This is a genomic window from Thermosipho japonicus (genome assembly GCF_014201655.1).
Taxonomy (GTDB): Bacteria; Thermotogota; Thermotogae; order Thermotogales; family Fervidobacteriaceae; genus Thermosipho; species Thermosipho japonicus.
This window is the reverse complement of record NZ_JACHEX010000007.1, coordinates 1-16,714: the sequence shown is the minus strand read 5'-3', so window position 1 is coordinate 16,714 and position 16,714 is coordinate 1. Positions and strand designations below refer to the sequence as shown.

The 16,714-nt window shown below is 31.9% G+C and carries 16 protein-coding genes, 1 pseudogene and 1 riboswitch; of the genes and pseudogenes, 2 read left to right on the top strand and 15 right to left on the bottom strand.

From position 1 onward, the window contains the following. From HNP65_RS09270 to HNP65_RS09220, 11 genes are all read right to left on the bottom strand, one after another. The gene (locus HNP65_RS09270) at window positions 1-618 is read right to left on the bottom strand and encodes a precorrin-8X methylmutase (RefSeq protein ID WP_184619970.1); all 618 of its coding nucleotides are present in this window, start codon (window positions 616-618) and stop codon (window positions 1-3) included. Continuing rightward, a complete protein-coding gene (locus HNP65_RS09265) occupies window positions 605-952 on the bottom strand; it encodes a sirohydrochlorin chelatase (protein ID WP_184619969.1) in 348 nt (115 codons plus the stop codon). Before HNP65_RS09265 ends, HNP65_RS09270 begins: the two co-directional genes overlap by 14 nt. Then, a complete protein-coding gene (gene cobT, locus HNP65_RS09260; RefSeq protein ID WP_184619968.1) occupies window positions 949-1,983 on the bottom strand; it encodes a nicotinate-nucleotide--dimethylbenzimidazole phosphoribosyltransferase in 1,035 nt (344 codons plus the stop codon). The genes HNP65_RS09265 and cobT overlap by 4 nt, the downstream gene beginning before the upstream one ends. 61 nt (window positions 1,984-2,044) lie before the next feature. Then, a riboswitch (cobalamin riboswitch) is annotated at window positions 2,045-2,226 on the bottom strand. A gap of 55 nt (window positions 2,227-2,281) precedes the next feature. Further along, a complete protein-coding gene (gene nagA / locus HNP65_RS09255; RefSeq protein WP_184619967.1) occupies window positions 2,282-3,334 on the bottom strand; it encodes an N-acetylglucosamine-6-phosphate deacetylase in 1,053 nt (350 codons plus the stop codon). Window positions 3,335-3,344: 10 nt separating this feature from the next. Next, on the bottom strand, window positions 3,345-4,253 hold the full coding sequence (locus HNP65_RS09250; protein WP_184619966.1) for an SIS domain-containing protein: 909 nt from the start codon (window positions 4,251-4,253) through the stop codon (window positions 3,345-3,347). After that, window positions 4,250-5,434 (bottom strand): carbohydrate ABC transporter permease, encoded by a 1,185-nt coding sequence (locus HNP65_RS09245; RefSeq protein WP_184619965.1) that lies wholly within the window; start codon window positions 5,432-5,434, stop codon window positions 4,250-4,252. The genes HNP65_RS09250 and HNP65_RS09245 overlap by 4 nt, the downstream gene beginning before the upstream one ends. Continuing rightward, on the bottom strand, window positions 5,431-6,318 hold the full coding sequence (locus HNP65_RS09240; protein ID WP_184619964.1) for an ABC transporter permease subunit: 888 nt from the start codon (window positions 6,316-6,318) through the stop codon (window positions 5,431-5,433). Before HNP65_RS09240 ends, HNP65_RS09245 begins: the two co-directional genes overlap by 4 nt. Window positions 6,319-6,354: 36 nt before the next feature. After that, entirely contained in the window at window positions 6,355-7,566 is a 1,212-nt protein-coding gene (locus HNP65_RS09235; RefSeq protein WP_184619963.1) for an extracellular solute-binding protein, read from the bottom strand. Beyond that, the gene (locus tag HNP65_RS09230) at window positions 7,563-8,897 is read right to left on the bottom strand and encodes a glycoside hydrolase family 3 protein (protein WP_184619962.1); all 1,335 of its coding nucleotides are present in this window, start codon (window positions 8,895-8,897) and stop codon (window positions 7,563-7,565) included. Before HNP65_RS09230 ends, HNP65_RS09235 begins: the two co-directional genes overlap by 4 nt. Further along, on the bottom strand, window positions 8,890-9,918 hold the full coding sequence (locus tag HNP65_RS09225; RefSeq protein ID WP_184619961.1) for an ROK family transcriptional regulator: 1,029 nt from the start codon (window positions 9,916-9,918) through the stop codon (window positions 8,890-8,892). The genes HNP65_RS09230 and HNP65_RS09225 overlap by 8 nt, the downstream gene beginning before the upstream one ends. A 198-nt stretch (window positions 9,919-10,116) precedes the next feature. Next, the gene (locus tag HNP65_RS09220) at window positions 10,117-10,536 is read right to left on the bottom strand and encodes a type IV pilin protein (RefSeq protein WP_184619960.1); all 420 of its coding nucleotides are present in this window, start codon (window positions 10,534-10,536) and stop codon (window positions 10,117-10,119) included. Between the two features lie 389 nt (window positions 10,537-10,925). Here HNP65_RS09220 and glyA point away from each other — a divergent pair, with 389 nt between their 5' ends. After that, complete coding sequence (glyA, locus tag HNP65_RS09215) at window positions 10,926-12,200, top strand: serine hydroxymethyltransferase (RefSeq protein ID WP_184619959.1); 1,275 nt, start codon at window positions 10,926-10,928, stop codon at window positions 12,198-12,200. 31 nt (window positions 12,201-12,231) lie between these two features. Here the strand turns inward: glyA and HNP65_RS09210 are convergent, their stop codons facing one another. The 4 genes from HNP65_RS09210 to HNP65_RS09895 all read right to left on the bottom strand — a co-directional run bounded on the left by HNP65_RS09210 (window position 12,232) and on the right by HNP65_RS09895 (window position 15,501). Beyond that, entirely contained in the window at window positions 12,232-13,758 is a 1,527-nt protein-coding gene (locus HNP65_RS09210; RefSeq protein ID WP_184619958.1) for a glycoside hydrolase family 36 protein, read from the bottom strand. Window positions 13,759-13,977: 219 nt separating this feature from the next. After that, a complete protein-coding gene (locus tag HNP65_RS09205) occupies window positions 13,978-14,469 on the bottom strand; it encodes an ATP-binding cassette domain-containing protein (RefSeq protein ID WP_343043478.1) in 492 nt (163 codons plus the stop codon). Between the two features lie 209 nt (window positions 14,470-14,678). Beyond that, entirely contained in the window at window positions 14,679-14,975 is a 297-nt protein-coding gene (locus HNP65_RS09900) for an IS3 family transposase (protein ID WP_246348257.1), read from the bottom strand. Window positions 14,976-14,994: 19 nt separating this feature from the next. Then, the gene (locus tag HNP65_RS09895) at window positions 14,995-15,501 is read right to left on the bottom strand and encodes an IS3 family transposase (RefSeq protein ID WP_246348256.1); all 507 of its coding nucleotides are present in this window, start codon (window positions 15,499-15,501) and stop codon (window positions 14,995-14,997) included. A gap of 980 nt (window positions 15,502-16,481) precedes the next feature. Here HNP65_RS09895 and HNP65_RS09705 point away from each other — a divergent pair. Beyond that, window positions 16,482-16,714, top strand: a pseudogene (locus HNP65_RS09705) (transposase); the annotation flags it as partial.

Below are 16,714 nucleotides of genomic sequence, written 5' to 3'. Positions count from 1 at the left end.
CTACTCCTCCAACAGTCTAAAAAGCGCATTAACAATTGCAACTGCTACTGTACTTCCGCCCTTTCTACCTTTTGTAGTAATAGATGGTACATCAAGCAAATTTAAAACTTCTTTCGATTCTTGAGCTCCAACAAAACCTACAGGAACACCTATAACTAGTTTTGGAAAAAATGAGGAATTTTCAATATATGAGCAAAGAGTAAATAATGCAGTTGGTGCGTTTCCAATTACAAAAATATCATTATTTTTCTCCTCAATTGCCTTTCTCATTGCAACAATAGAGCGTGTACAATTGGAAATTTTTGCTTGATTTATTACATCCACATCATCTATGTAGCATTTTACTTTTACGTTATACTTTTCCAAGAATTTTTTACTGATCCCAGCCTTAATCATCTTTGTATCAACTACTATGTTGGCACCGTTTTTCACAGTTTCTTTAAAAACTGATATAGGATCATTTTTAAATCTTAAGAGTTCTTCAAATTCAAAATCGGCAGTTGCATGGATCACTCTTGTTACAATATCCAAGTAACCTTGTTTATGTTCTTTTTTCAAATTTTTTCTTATAATTAAAAAACTCTTTTTCTCTATTTCAAGTGGATCAGTATATTTCACCTTTTTCAATCCTTTCAAAAAGAATACCTGAAACCCTTTTATCGTATAATATAGGTTTCAATATCTTGAACTTTATTGGATATTTTTCTAAAATTTCTGGGATATCTTTTTTTATATGTATTCCTTCAAATAAGAAAAGCGGAAGAACAACTATTTCTTCTACCTTTTCTTTCAAAAATTCCTTTACAGCATTTTCAATACTTGGCTCGTTAAATTCCATAAAACCTAATTTACAATTTTTATACTTTTTCCGTAAGTCTTCAAAATATCTGTATGCAATCTCTTTTGTTTCTTGAACTCTACTACCATGAGCGACTAATAATATACCTTTCATTTTACATCCTCCAAACTCTGGTCAATTCCTTTTGAAACATTTGCCGAATCAAAAGTGGCCATTTCTCTTATCATTTTTACAGCTGCCTCTATAATAGGCATTGAAAGAACTGCTCCTGTTCCCTCACCAAGTCTCATATCAAGATCGAGAATAGGACGCAGATTTAAAGAATCCAATATAACTTTATGGCCTTTTACATAAGATTTGTGTCCACTAAATACGTAATTGATAACATCTTTGTCAAGATAGTAGGAAATTAAAAATGCTGAAGTGGTAGGAAAACCATCAATTACGACAGGAACTTTAGAATGTGCAGCTTCAAGGATAAACCCAGCCATTTCACCTATGCAGTATCCTCCGACCTTTGAAAGAACATCTATTGGGTCATCGGGATCAGGCCTGTTAACTTCAATCGCTCTTAATATTGCTTCTCTTTTTCTTTTAATTCCTTCACTATCAAGTGGTGTTCCAATATCAATAATATCGTCGATGTTGTATCCAAACGCAACAGCAATCGTAGAAGCAGTTGTAGTATTTCCTATTCCCATATCCCCCACAGCAAGAAGATCTGCTCCTTCTTTTATTGCGTCTTTCGCTATTTTTTTACCAAATTCAATGCACTTTTCCGCTTCATCTCTGCTCATTGCAGGGCCTTTCGTAAAATCTTTTGTACCATAACCTACCTTCATTTTTATCAAGGAAGGATTATCTTGAAAATCATAATCAACTCCTGCATCAACTACATAAACCTTTGCACCAACATGTCTTGAAAAGACATTTATTGCGGCTCCACCGTTTAAAAAATTGAAAACCATTTGATAAGTAACATCCTTTGGATATGCAGAAACTCCATTTTCAACGACACCGTGATCTGATGCAAATACATATACTCTCTTGTCACTAAACAATTCTGGAATTTCTTTGTTCTGAATAAGTGCCATCTTTAGTGCAATGTCTTCTAGATATCCAAGACTTCTAACCGGTTTAGTTAAATTATTTAGCCTATCAATAACCTTTTGTTTTAAATCCACAAAATCCCCCCTTTTGAATATATCTAAACAAAAATTTCCACAAAAAGCCCCTAGCTTTTGTGGAATTGCTACACCTTAGGCAGGTCTCCCGGCTTCCGGATCAACCTACTCTCCACGCCTTCCCAGGAAATACTCCCAGTGGCATTCTGTGGATTTCGTCCCCGGTTACGGTTGCTGGGCAGCCCCGGACTTCCACCGGCGTTCCCTTTTAAACTGCTTGGTACCCAAGGTGTTAACATCATATTCAATTTTCTGTATGCATTATACCACCAATTTTCACCTTTATCAACTTAGACTTTTAGTTATAAACTTTGATTATCTGCAAATCTTGATTTAAAAGCACAAATTTTGCAGGATATCCTTCTTTTATTCTTCCGCCATCTATACCTACGCTCTTTAGAGCGTTATAAGAAGATACTTTTGATAAATCCTTTAATGAGCAATTAGTAACTTTTTTAAATTTTCTCAACCCATCACTAAATTTTAAAGTACTACCAGCAAGCGTACCATTTTCAAGCCTTGCTATACCATCCTTGACTTTAACCAATAACCCACCAAGATCATATATTCCATCCTTTAAACCTGTTGCAGAAATACTATCTGTTACAAGAATTATCCTATCAGGTCCAAGCAATTTATATACAAACCTTAAAAAATCTGGAGAAAGATGTATTAAATCCGGAATAACCTCAACAAACACATCATAAAGTAATGCTCCTCCAACCACTCCTATTTCTCTATGGTGAAGTTGTGGCAAAGCGTTTGGAAAATGTGTTATTCTATTTACTCCAGAATCATACGCTTTTTTGAAAATATCAAATGTTGCATTTGAATGTCCTATTGATGCTGTTACTTTATTTTCTTTTAGTATTTTTAAAAGTTCAAAAGAACCTTTAATTTCCGGTGCAACTGTCATAATTTTTACTTTTTCAAGATCTACAATTTTTCCATTAAAATCAGTGATATACTCTTTATTTTGAGCCCCAGCCCTTTCCTTATTTATAAAAGGTCCTTCAAGATGCAAAAAAAATAGTGAAGAATGTTCAGCTGGAGAAAATTTTTTAACAATCTCTTCTAACATTTTAAAATCAGCAGAAACTGTTGTTGGAAAAAGATAAGTAACGCCTTCTTTTTCAACAAGATCTGCCCATTGCTTAAATTCTTCTTTTGTACTCTGCATACAATCTATTCCCATGTATCCGTGTGTATGTGTATCAGCAAATCCGGGCATTAAAAGGTATTTGGGTGTACAATCATATTTTCTTATACTCAATATTTTATCTTCAAACTCAATACTTCCTGTATACTCCCCATCAATAGGATCCACAATAAGAACATCATCTATTATCATTTTTTCACCTTCAGATTATCACACTCTTTGAAAGTTTTTCAGGTTTATCAGGGTTTAAACCTTCAACTATAGCCCTTTTAAATGAAAGTATTTGAGAAAATATCATTTTTAAAGGTGTTTCAAGTCCATTATCATATCCTATATCAATATCACCATTTCTACCTAGAAGTATTACTTTTGTATATTTTTCGAGATCTTTCTTTAGCATATACTCATTTTCTGTATCTTTTGAATTTATAACCACAAGAGAATGCTCAGAAATTCTTGAAACAGGTCCATGTCTATACTCAAGTGGCTCATGGAATTCTACAAATTGCCTTGCCATTTCTTGCATCTTTAATGCACCTTCTTTTGAAATACCATATTCCTCATCAAATCCCAAAAAGATAAAGTGATTATATTTTTTTAAGTCAAGATTTTCTATAAATTTCTCAGATTCCTCTAGTATTTTACTTGCTTTTTCAACAATACTATACCTTTTTACTAAAAAATGCAAAATTGCAACAAAAGAACCTGTCATAACTATGCTTTCTTCGTGTAAGAAGTCAAACACAAACGTTTCATCACAAACCTTTTCAAGAGTTGTTTCTTTTTCGCATGTTATACCAATTGTATAAACTCCCTTTTTCTTGAAGATCTCCGCTGCTTTTACAGTTTCAGTTGATTCTCCAGTACGAGAAATAAATATACCTACATCAACATCTGGAACATAGTTAAAAGTAATAACCTTTCCACCGGTTAAAACTTTGGATTTGACCCCAAATTTTTCAAGAATTAAAGATGCAGTCAAAGAAAGGTTAAATGAAGAACCACAACCAACAAAAACATATTTTTTATCTCTTTTAAATTCTAAAGAGTAGTTTTCGATTCTTTTTAAAAGTTCTGGAATACGTTTGATTTCAGAATATGTATAGTTCATCCTTTTAAAGCCCCCTTTGTAATTCCCGAAATTATATGTTTTTGGAATGCCAGAAAGATTATTATAACCGGTAAACCTATTATAGACGATGCTGCCATCAGTCTTGGCCAATCTATCTGATTTAGTTTCTGATACAGGGCAAGTCCAACCTGTACCGTTCTCATTTCCCTTGAGTTTGTCATAACAAGTGGATAGAAAAGGTCATTCCACGTTGCAATAAATGTATTTATAGCCATTACCGCTATTGCTGGTTTTGAAAGCGGGAAAATTATTTTAAAAAGAATCTGGAATGTATTTGCACCATCAACATAAGCTGCCTGCTCCAATTCTATAGGAAGTTGTTCTATATACTGCTTTAACAAAAATATACTAAACGGTGTTACAAGCATGGGAACCGTTAGAGCAAAATATGTATCGATCCAACCTATATTTTTCATTATGATAAATATTGGAATAATCGTAACTTGAGGTGGTATCATCATCGTTGCAAGAACTATTGAAAAAAGAACATTTTTTCCAAAGAACTTTCTTCTTGCAAATGCATATGCAACCATAGTAGAAAATATGATATTTCCGATAACCACTATCGTAGAAACTATTAAACTGTTAAGAATATACCTTGAAAACATATCTTCTTTTAACACATTGATAAAGTTAAGCAATGTTGGAAATTTGTATTTTACCTTTACATCGTCAAGGTAATACTGGCCATCAAAATTAAAAATCAACTTTGATACATACTTTAGATTTATTCCCTTCAGGTCTTTATAATCAATAACATATTTTTTCCACCCGCCAGTTGCCTTAAAATTTTTTGAAACGCTCTTTGAAAAAGCATCCCTTATTTCAACTGAAAAATCTCCTTCACCTTTTACCCAGAATTCTATATACTTTGCAACACGTAAATCTAATTTATCAACAAGAAGCTCCACTGTACCACTTACCAGAATTGATCTAGTACTTTGTGGAGATTCATTTACAATTGAAATTTTTCCTTTTGATTTTACTTTACGTCTCAAATAGCTCATATATTTGATTTCAAAGTCATTTATATACCTTTCTTTAATAACCCTAGTAAGGTTACCACTTGGAATAACTGCCGTATAAAACATGGAAAACATAGGAAAAAGAGAGATTATAAGCAAAACAAACATTATTGTTAGCAAAATCGCCTTCTTCATATACTTTCACTCCTAAGCAATTTTCCTTGTACCAGTGTTACAAGGAAAATAATTAGCACAAGAACGTATGCAATAGCAGATGCATACCCCATTTCAAAGTTTCTAAAACCAACTATGTATAAGTAATGCACAATAGTTTGAGTTGAATTCATAGGTCCTCCACCTGTCATGGTAAAGATTTCTGAGAATATTTGAAATGACCTTATAGTGTTTAACGCAATTACAAAATATAAAGTTGGCTTTAAAAGTGGTAGTGTTATTTTAAAAAAGATCTTTGATTTACTTGCACCATCTATTGCTGCAGCTTCATATAATTGCTGCGGTATACTCTGAAGTCCTGCAAGAAAGAGTATGGTATAATAACCAATAGCTGCCCATACGTCCATTATCATTATGGACAAAAGTGCAGTTTTTGTATGTGCAAGCCAGCTAGTAGGAATGGGATTCATCCCAAAAAACTCCAACATTTTATTGAAAAATCCATCTGCACTGTAAAGATACATCCATGTGGTTGAAATAACCACCATAGAAACAACTGTTGGAAGAAAAAAGCCAGCTTTAAATAAATCCTTTAATGGTAGAAATTTACTGTTTATTAAAACGGCAAGCAATAGAGAAATCACCGTTGTAAAGGGAATAGTTCCAACAACAAAGATAACCGTATTTTTAAGTGCTATTAAAAACACTTCATCGTGAAACATACGGACATAATTTTTCAATCCAACAAAGTTAAAATTAGGACTCAATGCTGAGTAATTTGTAAAACTCATAAAGAATGAATAGGCAATAGGAAAAACCCCAAAAACTGCAAATAGTATCAAAAAAGGTAGCAGAAGCAAAAGCGTTTCAATATTGTACCGTGTTTTTCTCTTCAAAATAACCACCCCAAAAATCCCCTGCCTTTTGGGCAGGGGAAATTTTTATTCTTCTCCGTCTAAAATCTTTTGAATTTTCATGTTGTACTCAAAGAGCGTGGTATCAATATCTGCATCTTGAAGTATTATTTTTTCAATTGCTTCGGTTAATACTGCCTGAACTTTTGGCCATGCAGGAATAGATGGAACAGGTTTTGCATATTTGTTTTGTTCATAGAATACCTTGTGCATTGGATGGTCTTCAAACCATGGATCGTTTCCTGCATCAACGTGAGATGGGAATATTGCTGGCCAAATCATTGCAACTTCCATTGCAATATCTGGTCTTATAAGAAATTCTACAAGTTTTTGTGCTTCTTTTTTATGTTTAGAATGCTTCATTATTGCAAGAACTTCTGCTCCTGCAAATGATGCATGTGTACCATACCATGCTGCTGGCTTTGGTATAAATACAACGTTAAATGGTGTCTCTGGATAATTTGTTTCAAGATAGTCAATATCCCATGCACCGCTGACATATAATCCTATCTTTCCTTCACCAAATGCTTTTGCAAGGTCTGCTTGTTTTGTCTTTAAAGAAACCTTAGATAACGCCTTATAAAATTCTGCTGTTTCTTTTACCTTACAAGAAGTAAGAAGTGCCCTCTTTCCATCTTCCGTAATAATATCTCCACCTGTTCCCCAAACTGCTGGTAGGAACCATTGTTGCCATGGACTATAATTTTCTCCAGCTGGCATTCCAAAACCGTAGATATCGTCTGATAATTCATTTATCTTTTTTGCTGCTACATAAAGTTCTTCCCAAGTTTTTGGAGGATTGTCAGGATTAAGGCCTGCTTTTTCAAAAAGTTCTAAATTATAAAAGAGAGCTCTTGTTCCAAGAAGCCATGGAACTGCCCAATAGCTTCCTTGATAATATACTGTGTTCCATCCGACATAGTCTTTACCATAATTTTTGTAAAACCTATCCATACTCTCAAGTGCATTTCTTTCTGCAAAATTTGCAACCCAGGTGTTTCCTAACTCTACAACATCTAGATCTTCTCCTCCAGCTATTGCAGTTACTATCTTGTCAAATCCGTTAGCCCATGAAAGTTGTACATATTCTACTTCAATATCTGGATTTTCTGCCATGAATTTTTCAAGCACCTTTTTTGCATGTTCATCGTTCATCATAAATCCCCAGAATGTTAGTTTCGTCTTTGAAAAACTAAGTAGTGCAACTACAACCAATAAAACTACCAAAATACGCTTCATAGTAACCCCTCCCCTTTAAAAAGTTGTAAAACATGATATATTGAAATAAGCTTTGAAGAATACGGATTTACATATTCAACATCTTTTTTCAATACATCTCTTAAAAAGACATAAATAACACGCTTTGCATCAACATTTTCAACTTTGTCTAAAACAAAATATATAACTGTATCTTCATTATTAATTTCTGAGATGCTTGTATAAATTTTTGAATCCTTAAACTCTTCTCTTATTAAATTCCTCAGGTATTTAAGATCCTTCTGGGATGTGTCTGCAAGGCTGAGATTTTTTGCTTGGGGGATTAAAAATGATGGATTTACAACAGGAAAATCTAATTTAAAATCAATTGCTTGCTTTGCAATTTTGGATAAAAATCTTGTAGGATATGTTTCTGATACATATTTTTCTTTTATCTTCTTTATTTTTTTAACCTTTTCTTTTAAAAGTTCAATATCCAACTCTCCATTTTTAACCATGGAATTAAAGGTTTCTATCAGATAATAATGATTTTCGACATCTCCAATAAGGATTATGTCTCCATCTGCCTCAAAGAATCTTTTTATAACCTCTTTTGGTGAATAATTTTGGTAAAGAGCCTTCATTTCAAACGCATCAGAAATAATTAAACCTTTATATCCAAACTTTTCTCTTAATATACCTTTTAAAATCTTTTTTGAAAGAGTAGCAACTACCTCATCTAATTTTGGGTACATAACATGTGCAGTCATTATAAAATCAATATGTTTTGATAGTTCTTTAAAAACCATCATATCTTCATCACTTTCATCAAAATCTAAAACTACCGGAAGAGTAAAATGAGAATCTTCTCTTGCCTTTCCATGACCTGGAAAATGTTTTAAAGTAGGGGCGATATTTTCATCTAAAAGCGATCTAACAAACTCCAGCGCACGCATCTTTACAATTTCATGATCATCAGAATATGCTCTAAACCCTGTAACATGGCTCGAATTTTCATGTTTTACATCAACAACAGGTGCAAAGACCATATTAAAGCCGTGCAGCTTTAACATATGAGCAAGATAGTTTCCAAACTCGGATGCTCCCCCCACCTTTCCAATTGCCAAATTTCCAGGTGATGGGAATATATTTGGAACGGTCTCAAGTTGCCCTCCCTCATGATCACTTGAGATAAAAAAGCGATATCCCTTATCAAAGAGTGAATATACTCTTTCCATGTTAATCTGTAGCTTATACACATCATTCATATTCTCAGGATATAAAATTATGCCACATGGATTAATTTTTTCAAACAAATCTTTATCAAACTGATTTTGAAAACCTATAAAGAATAAATTACCAAAATCATTCATTTAAAATCACCTTCTTACAAAAATATTCAATGCCTTCTTCTTTTAAAAACATATTTTTTAACACATTTATAGCCGCACCCTCTGCATTCACAAATTCCTTTGCATCTTCAATAACTATTTTCATCTTTCTTTGTTCATACATATATACTTGCTCTACCACAAAATTTCTTAATTTTTCTATACCTGAAATTAAAGTAATATTTCCACCTATAACCACAACTTCTGGATCTAAAATACTAGAAATTTGACCTATCTTTTTTGAAATATCATCAAAAAATTCATTTAAAGAAACCGATTTTTTCAAAAATTCTTCATATGAAATCTTTTTACTGTATATACTTTTATTAAGTTTATACTCACCAGAAAAATTGCTGTGACCATAGTACGGTTTTCCATCAATAACAATTCCAACACCAAGACCAACCGGTTCATTTACATAATATGGAACAGACAATTGGAAATAAACTATATTTTTACTTTCAAGGCTATATCTTGTTGCACCACAAATAGAATCTTTCTCTACAAAAATTGGTATGTCTAATAAAAGAGTTTTTTCAAGATCAAAATTTTTTAAAGAAAGAGCTTCAGAAAAAACTACCGTATTATTTTCAATGATACCTGGAATAGAAATTCCAACACCAAGAATATCTTCGTTTTCTTTAATAATTTCTCTTAAAATGAAAGCTATATTTTTTTCATTAATCTTTTGCACAATCTTTTTTTTCTCTAAAGCATTAGAAAACAAATCAGTTTTTACATATTCGATACCATCTTGCTCAACAGAAATTCCCAATATATGTCCTAATTTTTCGTTAAATGAATAAACAATTGTTTTTCTTCCTCCCAAATTTGAAGGAGATAACTCATCTGTTTTAATCAAAATATTTTTTCCTCTAAGCTTTGAAATATTTCTCGATACGGTGGATTTTTCTAAACCTAAATCAAAAGAAATATTCTTTGCAGTAACAACTTTATTTTTCCAGCTATAACTTATTATTTTTTTCAAAGACTCTGTAATCATTCTACCTACCCCTTCATGTTAGTTGGTTGTTTCAATCAACTAACCTAATTATATAAAAAAGACCCCCATGTTTGTAAAGTCTTATTTTGGTCTAAAAACTTCTTTTTAAATCAATTAAAAAGAAATTTCTCTTATTTTCTTCCATATTCAAAGAAAAAAGCCCTCATTTAAGAGGGCTTATCTAAAAACTATTTTATATTACCACCACTTTTGAAGATCAAATGTTAATTTAAGATTATTTCCATCTTGTGTAATTTCAGGCATTCCACTTTTTTGAACATCTGCAAGTGCAATATCATTTTTTGTATATTCAATAGTTACTGTGTATACTCCACTTCCACTATCAGCTACAGATACTGTAAATCCATCAGGAATTGAGTTAAGATATTTTCCCTTTAAATCATTTTCCACATCTAATGTTGTTGGATCATTAGGATTGGTTGTATTAAACCAATTCTCCACTGCAGATTTTATAGCCCTAAAGTTCTGGGCTACTTGACTTGCTTTTGCCTTTTTTACCGCGTTTAACGCAAGTGGTGTTGCAACTGAAAGTAATGCGGCAATAACTGCCAAAACGATCAAAAGTTCAACTAGAGTAAAACCTTTTTTCATTTTCATATGTTCCCCTCCCTTTAAATTTAGTAAATAACTCTCTGAAAATATTTTACCAAAAAACTTTATTATCACCAAATTTAATAAAAGATTTATATTCTAATTCATTTTGTTTAAATTGTACATTTTTATTCACTTCTAAACCTTATATATACTAAATAACTAAAAATGGATGTCTATTATCTATTTATTATATTATCGACCAACAAATTAAAATTTTGATTGAAATTTATATTGATATCATATCATAAATCTTCTGAAAATTAAAATACACGTTGTCATAAAAAGATTTCTTTCATTTTTTGCATTTAATTGGTGTTTTTTGTGGTTTTTAAAGTATATTGTTAATGTTAGAATATTAGTGACCCATACAAAATACATAGGAGGGATATCTCATGTGGGAAAACATAAAAAAGACCGATCCTGAAATATATGATGTTATATTAAAAGAATGGGAAAGACAAGAATACGGACTCGAACTTATTGCTTCAGAAAATTTTGCATCACCTGCGGTAATTGAGGCTATGGGAAGTGTTTTAACTAATAAATATGCAGAAGGATATCCTGGAAGAAGATACTACGGTGGCTGTGAATGGGTAGATGTTGCTGAAAAGCTTGCAAGAGATAGAGCAAAAGAGTTGTTTAACGTAAAGTACGCAAATGTTCAACCACATTCAGGCTCACAAGCAAATATGGGAGCATATTTTGCTGTATCTGAACCTGGCGATACCATAATGGGAATGTCATTAAGCCATGGAGGTCACCTTACTCATGGTGCTTCTGTAAACTTTTCCGGAAGAATATATAACGTTGTTCCATACGGTGTAAATCCTGAAACAGAAGTAATCGACTATGATGAGGTTAGAAATCTTGCCTTAAAAAACAAACCAAAGATTATAATCGCTGGCGGAAGTGCATACTCGAGAATAATTGACTTTAAAAAATTTAGAGAAATCGCAGATGAAGTAGGAGCATATCTCATAGTAGATATGGCACACTTTGCAGGACTTGTCGCAGCAGGGATATATCCAAATCCTGCAGATTACGCTCACATAGTAACAAGCACCACCCACAAAACATTAAGAGGACCAAGGGGTGGTATGATTTTAACCAATGATAAAGAATTGTACAAAGCAATTAATAAATCAATATTCCCTGGAATTCAGGGTGGGCCATTGATGCATATAATTGCTGCAAAAGCTGTATGTTTCAAAGAAGCTTTAACAGATGAATTTAAAGAATATCAAAAACAAGTCGTAAAGAACGCAAAAACCCTTGCAGAAGAACTTGAAAAAAGAGGTTTAAGAATTGTATCTGGAGGAACAGATACCCACTTAATGCTCGTTGATCTTAACCCACTAAATGTTACTGGAAAAGCTGCGGAAATTGCACTTGGAAAATGCCACATTACAGTAAACAAAAACACCATTCCAAATGAAACAAGATCACCATTTGTCGCAAGTGGTATAAGACTTGGAACACCTGCACTTACAACAAGAGGAATGAAGGAATCAGAAATGGAAGAAATAGCAGAACTTATTGTAGATGTACTAAAACATGTAAAAGACGAAGAAGGAAATGTAGATGAAGAAATCATTGAAAAAACACAGAAGAAAGTAAAAGATCTCTGCACCAGATTCCCACTTTACGAAGGAAAAATCAAGTTATAATGAATAAATGCGTCCCAGCTGGGACGCATCTTCATTTTTTACCTTTTAAAAAGTCTTTATCTGGATAATACTCAGATTTTTCTGTTTCAAGACAAATTCTAAATTTAACTTTTCCAACTTTTTCATTTCTTGTATAAATAGTAAATGCCTTGTCCATAATTCCTTCTACAAAATATTCTCCTCCTCTTAATTTCAAAGCAGCCGGAATAAGAAAATCATCTAATTCAAGTTCTAGATCATCACTTACAAATATCATGTTATCAAGCATCCCTGCTGTTATTGCAAACATCTTTTTTTGATTTGTTGTAAGATTCGTTTCTGTTTTTCTAAGAAGCAAACAATCTGGATCATTCCACCAAAGTTTTTTGTTCATAAAATACCTTGTTATTGTATTGCGAAGCGCGCTATACGCATTTGGCCCCAAGTTATCTGGGATTTTTGAATCATAATAAGGTGCTGTATCAGGACCAATTCTCATTCCATCAACATAACCAATTGACGGAAGAAGAGGGGCTCCACACCCAAGGATGAAATTGTCATTTACCGTTTTCCTTATTTTCTCCATTCCAAGCCTATATGTACGAATGGGAGATACTTTTTGATATCTCTTTCCAGGAATTGCACCTGCAAATAAGAAATCTATTTTAAAATATTCAAATCCCGAATCTTTTAGGCCTTTAAAAAGAGTTTCAATAAAATCTAAAACTTCTGGATTACTTAGATCAAGTGCGTAGATATTTTTCCCCCAATTTTGATATGCTACCTCTGGATTTCCATCATCATCTTTTACAAGCCAATCTTTGTGCTCTTTAAAAATGCTGGAAGTTTCAGATACACTAAATGGAGCAAGCCATATTCCAGGAACAAATCCAAATTTCTTTATAGTCTCTGCCATTTCTCTTAATGATGGAAAATTTTCTTTTGGCTGCCAATCTCCTATGTCTTTTTGCCAAGAGTCATCTATTTGAAAAACTTCAAATGGATAATTTTTAGCAAGTTTAAGATTTTTCAAAACATCATTCCAAGTAAGTTTTTCAAAATAATAATACCAACTTGACCAACCTACAGGATTCCATTTCTTAAATTGTGGTTTGTTATAATCTCTAAGTAGTTCTCCATACTCTCTCAAAAGCATATCAATATTTCCACTCAAAACAACTAGTGGTTCTGTTTCAATATAACCTTCAAATTCTTCTTCAAAATAATCGATATATCCTTCTATTTTTCCATCCTTTATCAAAAAATAAGGATGTCCGATTTTTGAAGACAAAAAACCGTATAATTTATCTTTCGTAGCTATAAAATAGTCACTAACAATATAATCTAGTAATAATTCAGGATTTGGGTTCGGTGAAAACCTCGCTTTTTCAAGAAATTCTTTTGAAATATTAAGCTTAAAATCTTTCGGTATAACCTTTGTTGGTCCCCAACTTTGCCAGTTATTGATCAAAATATAATTATCACTTAATACTTCTTCAAATACCTTAACTTTTCCAAGTTTTCCTTTGATTTTCTTTGACATCACTTTTCCATTTTTAAGTTCTTTAATTACTTGCATACAATCCCTCCAAATATAATTTAATTATATTCTACCATTTTTGGCTGTTGAATTGTAACACAATGTATCATATCACCATAACAGGCTTTCTATAAAAAAAAGAGAGGATAATACTTTTTGTATTTCCTCTCGAATTTTTCGACATCCTCTCTGAGATATCCGTAAAATGGAAAAAATTTCATGTTTTAAGTGCTTTTTGCCTCAAGTTTCTCAACGAATTTAAGAAAATTCTACGATGCTATCACATAAATTTTCCAAGAAATCTTGGGAGTGCAAAAAAATCAGAATTATAGACTCACTAGACTTACTTTTTATCATTTCTTTTAATGTTCTAATCTTTGCTCCATCCAAATAAGTTGTTGGTTCATCTAAAAGATACAGATCTTTATCACCTTTTGCAAATGTTCTTACTATCGCTATCCTCTGTCGTTCTCCCCCGGAAAGGTTGCGACCGCCTTCTTCCACTTCTTTTTCAAGTGCGAGATAATCAAGAAATTCCAGCAGTTTATCATCAAGAGATTTCTCTTCTCCAAGAAGTATGTTTTCTTTAACCGTTCCCTTGAATAAAATCGAATGTTGAGGAAGATAACCAATTCTGCTATAATACGAATTTATCTCGATTTTATTCAGCGGCACGTCGTTGACAAAAACATAGTTCTTTTCTATACCTAAAAGCCCCAGAATGATCTTTATTACCGTGCTCTTTCCTATTAAATTTTGTTATAGAAAATTTTTGCTTCAAAAACACCCTAAACATCTCCATACCCTGGATGTATTCCTTCAACCTACTTACAAACTCTGTCTACGATTCAAGAGCTTTGTATGTTAAGATTCTGATCTTAGGATTCACATAGCAAGCCAAGATTAAAAAATCACCAAAGGAAGGATTGATACAACAATGGTCAAGAAATTAAAAAAGCCTAACAGTTGTGGACAAATAAAAAAGTTAATAATTTACTTTTCAAACAGCATGGCTCCAGTATTCCACCAGAGCCATGTTCTTTTAATCTTACTTGATATCTTTCTTCGTTGCAGAATTTTATGTATTCTTCTATTAACTTTTTGTATTCTTCTTTTGTTTTTTCTTTGTTTATTTTTACCATTTCTTCTTTAAAATGACTAAAGAAGCTTTCTGCTGGTCCATTGTCTTGCGATGTACCCTTTCTTGATACACTTTGTATTATTCCTTTTTCTTTTAACAATCTTGCTGTATACATGTGTGTGAATTGAAATCCTTTATTTAATACTTCCTTCTTTATACCTTCCACTATCTAGCAGTTTCTTTATTGTATTTGTCACTAACTCCATATTATTACTCTCACCTACTGTATATTCTATTATCTCGTTATTATACAAATCTTGAATTATCATTAAATACAAATTTCCATCTTTTGCATTTATTTGTGTTATATCACTTACAAACTTTTCATTTACTCTTTCACATTTGAAGTTCCTTCTAAGTTTGTTTTCTTCTATACATTGTGCTTCCATCATTGCTTTTCGTATGTAATTCTTTTTCCTTATTCTTGCAAATAATCTCATCTCTTTCATTAATCTATATACCTTCTTGTGATTTATCTTTCTTCCATTTCTTTTCAAAACAACTGTGATTCTTCTGTATCCATATATTCCATTGTATTTAAAGTATAACTCTCTAATCGCCTCTTTGATTTCTTTACCTCTATCCTTACTCTTTAATACACGGTAATATGTACTCTTTGAAATACCAGCTATCTTACACAAAAATTCAATATGAAAATCTTTTGCTAGTTTATTTATTATCTCAAGTTTTTTTTTACTTCTCTTTCTTCAAGTATCTTTTCTATCAAAAGTTTTAAGTAAGCATACTCAGATTTTAATCTCTCCACAATCGAACTCTACTTTCAGGGATATCTAAGAGAAAATCAATAATCTTCTTAGGAATTTTTTCATCCATGTAAAGTCTAATGACTTCCTGTTTTATATCCAAAGCATACAATGCTTTTGACCTTTCTTAGCCAAAGAAAAACACCCCCTTGTTGGTTATATTGTATCACTTCGGAGGTGTTTTCACTTCTTTTTTATCTTGTCTCATTTACTGGAGTCAGTGCACACCGGACTTAGCCCTGGAAGTTAAACAAATAAAAAAGAATTATTTAGTTATTTTCAAACTATTTGTTCTTTTTTCACTTATGCCTCATATACCATTATTCCTATTTATTCATGGCAAGTTTGTAAGTTTTAAAATAAAATAGCAGCGTTTTTATCTTTTTACACTTAAAGGAAAATTTTTCTAACACTTTCTTTACTACAACATATTTTATAGTGATATCTACAAGATTTGGAATTTCTGAATTAGTTAAATTGCATAAAACTATTATACAGTAATCAGACCAATATCTATTCCAAATCCCACAAATAGCTGATTAAAAAGAATTTATATTTTTATTTTCTAATTTTTATCTTATATATCATTAATTTAATTTAACAAGTTTTCGCTAAAAAATCCTCAAAAAATTTAGGCTATTTTCTAAGCTTTTATAGTTTTTCATATGTGTTTCTAACAATAAAATGAAGTATCACACTTATGCAAAAAAGTTAGCATGACCATCTTTTTTATTATAAATTTATTTTGACGTTTATATTTTTATAGTTTATAATTTATATGAATTTTTATTTAACTATTTCGAAAACAAAAATTACTCAACAAAATATCTAATCTTGTCTTTGTTAAATCTAAAAGAATGTATCTAAGAAAGTATCCTGATCATATCTTTGTTTTGATTTTATCTCTTATGTATTTAACTAATATTCAATCTATGAGAAGACTATATGCTTATCTTTTAGATGGAAGAATAAAAATAAGTAATCTACCTTCAAGGCAAACAATACACTATAGATTGAAAAGATTATCAAAAAAGAAAGTAAGTAAGAAATTAAAAAGACTTTTTAGCACACTGCTAGTTATCGACAGTAG